At 35.5% G+C, this 2,334-nt stretch carries 1 protein-coding gene and 1 pseudogene; both read right to left on the bottom strand.

Annotated features, from left to right (window positions below; all coding sequences use genetic code 11):
- Nucleotides 1–208: pseudogene (locus tag ASJ81_RS11260) on the bottom strand (hypothetical protein); the annotation flags it as partial.
- 1,167 nt (nucleotides 209–1,375) lie between these two features.
- A partial coding sequence (locus tag ASJ81_RS11255; RefSeq protein WP_141241683.1) for a PKD domain-containing protein occupies nucleotides 1,376–2,334 on the bottom strand: 959 nt, incomplete at its 5' end.

The following is a 2,334-nucleotide window of genomic DNA, read 5'->3' as shown; positions in this document are numbered from 1 at the left end:
CTCCATTCACGGTGGCTGTAACCTTATTTGTAGCTGTATCAATTACAGAGACTGTAGTGGCCCCACTATTCGTAATATATGCGTATTTAGCCGTGTTAGAAGTGCCCTGTGCAGTAGCTGCCGATGTAGTAGACAACGTTAAAATTAAAAATAAAACAATGGTTGTTGAAGCTAAGGCTACTGAACACAGTTTTTTGTTCATTTTCATTGTCTTACTCCGTTATGTTTAGTCCTACAGCCAGCAGGTAAATCTGTTTTCCAAATACTTTTCACTGATAACGTTTTTTGGGAACTTGTATTCAACTCCATCCCAAAAGATTGTAATAATGGCCTGTTATTTTTTTATTATAATGTTTCAGCAATATGTTAACATTGTTAAACACAGGACAAACCAATAGGATATCTGAAAAACGCTATCATAGAACCCTCTTCAGTTCAGGGGAAGATACTCTAGCTAAAAACCTAGAATATTTTTTCATATATTTTTAAAGGCAAACTGGTTTCTTAATACGTTTTTAGTCTTAATTTTTCTAGTCTTAGTTTATTTGTATACCTGAGTAAATTTTAACTTAATAAATATGCGTGATCTGTTTTTCCATAAAATTTGAAGAGAATACTTATCCTGAAAAACATTCAAATATCAATGCCGAGCTGCCGAATACAGGTTTTATCGTTCTAAACTCAGTTCCATTATGTAGTGATATTTATTTTACTTTTAATTGATAGATTGAACAGGAGTTTAAAATCGTGAAAATTGGGATGTAGCTACAGATAATCTGCAGATCTAATAAAAATTATTAAGTACCAAACTTTTTTAGTTCAATTTTGGCGTTACTATGTCTCAAATTCGCCAACTTTCGGCACTTATATCTTTTCCACATTCTCCATACGAAATAGCCATTATAAGAATTCTATTTATATCGAATATATGTTAGATCTTATGTGGAACATATCTTTTTTATCCCATGATTTCTGGTTCGTTCTATATTTAGATACTTTATATTAAAAAGTTCCTAATTCTTGTCCAAAAATTTAATTTTTTGTCTCAATTTTTGTTCTATGTGTTGCTTATGTGTTACCTTTACGGCTTTATACTATGAAATCCAAGTTCAGACTGAATTTACAAGAAAAACTCGGTTCTCAGTCTCGTTTTTGTTGCAAAATATAAAAGCAGGATTTAAATACTCATATAAGTTCAAAAAAGTGTAAATTAATTAAGTTTAAGAGGGTGATGAACAATCATTTGCACGACACTCTGAGATTTTGTAGATCAACTGAATATAACTCTCCTATTAGATTTGATTAATGAACCCCACTCCTCTCTACCTTTAATTTTTTTAATCTACTTTTCAATCTCAAGCTTATTTTTTAGATATTACAATGTTATTTTTACATACTTGTATTTGGTTTTTGTACTACTGCCTGCTGTATTTGTTGCTGTAAGTTTAACCGTATAATTTCCTGCAGCTGAATATTTATGCTTTGGACTCTTTTGTGTTGAGTATGTCCCATCTCCAAAATCCCATCTCCATGAAGTTGGGGATCCTTTGCTGGTCTCAGTAAATGCTACCTCTAGTGCTGCTTTTCCTGAAAGCGGCCATCCCCAGAAATCCGCAACAGGAGCCTGTGAAGTTGCTGTCACTGTTATATAATTCGATTTAGCGACCGTGTTACTTCCAGCCGTATTACTTGCTGTCAGTGTTACCGTGTATTTTCCTGCGGTTGAATATATGTGCGTTGGATTTTGAACTGTTGAATATGTTCCATCTCCAAAATCCCATTTCCATGAAGTTGGGGACCCTGTGCTGGTGTCAGTAAAGGTAATACTTAACGGTGCATTTCCTGAGTTTGCATTGCTGCTAAAACTAGCAACTGGAATTTGGGAAGCTTCTGACACTTTTACGTAATTCCATTTTGTTTTTGTATTACTTCCTGCTGCATTTGTTGCTGTAAGTTTAACCGTGTAAGTTCCTGCAGCTGAATATGTGTGTACTGGACTCTTTTGTGTTGAGTATGTCCCATCTCCGAAATCCCATCTCCACGTCGTTGGCGATCCTTTGCTTGCCTCTGTAAATGTAACCTTTAGTGGAGCTTTTCCTGAGAGTGGGGAACCCCAAAAATCCGCAACAGGAGCCTGCGAAGTTGCTGTTACTGTTATATAGTTTGATTTTGTTACCGTGTTGCTACCTGCAGAATTGGTCGCTGTCAGTGTTACTGTGTATTTTCCTTCTGCTGAATACTTATGGGTTGGATTCCTGGCTGTTGACGATGTTCCGTCTCCAAAGTTCCACTTCCAGGAAGTTGGACTATTTGTACTCTTATCAGTAAAGGTAA

It is taken from the genome of Methanosarcina spelaei, from assembly GCF_002287235.1.
GTDB classification, from domain to species: domain Archaea; phylum Halobacteriota; class Methanosarcinia; order Methanosarcinales; family Methanosarcinaceae; genus Methanosarcina; species Methanosarcina spelaei.
The sequence above is the reverse complement of the archived record's forward strand: the minus strand, read 5'-3'. Positions and strand labels throughout refer to the sequence as shown.